Here is a 1,015-nt window from a genome sequence, read left to right on the forward strand (position 1 = left end):
GTGGGTTCGTTCAGTGCTCCTGCGCTACGTAACTGGAAGTAGTTGTCCCAGGTGTTTTCACCGATCGAGAGAAGTTGGGAGTGAATAACCTGCCCGGAAGCCAGGAAAATGGTCAGCAATAGCAGCAGCAGGGCAGGCAGGGAGGAAAACCACTCGCGGGCGGTACGCTGTTCCATGCGTAGGGGGTGGCCATTTTTTGTCCTTGTTATTTTCCTGAGAGCAAAGATTTTGCAAATTAGCATACTGCTACCAGCAGGGAAAGGCGGGACCAATGACGTAACGAGGCAGGTGTAGTGCGTCTGGGTAGGTGCTGAGAGAAGAGGCCTGCTTGAGTGCTGCGGGTGTCCAGAAACGCAAAAAGGGCCCTCTGGGCCCTTTTTGGTGTTGCGGTTGACGTTAGTGAACGCCGGCCTGGATCTTCTGGAACAGGAACTCGTGGAGCGAGTCCGACATCAGCGGTACGTAAGAAACCAGCAGCAGCGCAGTCAGCATCACCGCGATCGGCAGCAGGAACTTTTCGTAGCGGCGATAGAAGCTGCCACCCGGTACCTTGGCGGATTCCACTTCCTCGTCCCCGACCACTTGCCTTGTCAGCAGATGGTTCAATGCGACTGGGGGCGATAGGTAGCCGAGCTCGAAAGCCACCAGGGTAATCATCCAGAAATGCAGTGGCGCAATACCATTGTCAAAGGCAATTTGCGCAATAGTTGCGTTGACCAGAATCACCGCCCCATAGGGGTCCATGATCATGCCAATGATCACCATGGTAACGACCAGCAGGGTCATGGCCAGCCAGATGCTCGGGAAGGTCTCAGGCAGCATTTCCATGACGCCTGAACGCTCGATAATGCCGCCGACGCTTACCGACAGCGCCATTAGCATCAGCAGGGCGCCAATGTGGCCGGTGGTTTCGTTGGTGGCGAATCGCAATGAGCTTTCCATTTTGTCGCCGACACCGGGCTCTGGTTGATAATGCGGATCCATATCCGGTGTTTTCACCAGATAGTGGATTACC

Annotated in this window: 1 protein-coding gene; it reads right to left on the reverse strand. The window is 55.2% G+C overall.

Going from position 1 to position 1,015, the window contains the following annotated elements; translation table 11 throughout:
- Nucleotides 1-396: 396 nt before the first annotated feature.
- Nucleotides 397-1,015, reverse strand: a 619-nt coding sequence (locus tag A3730_RS23275; protein WP_156501317.1) for a TRAP transporter large permease subunit, incomplete at its 5' end; no start/stop codon positions are given.

This window comes from Alcanivorax sp. HI0044 (genome assembly GCF_001634945.1).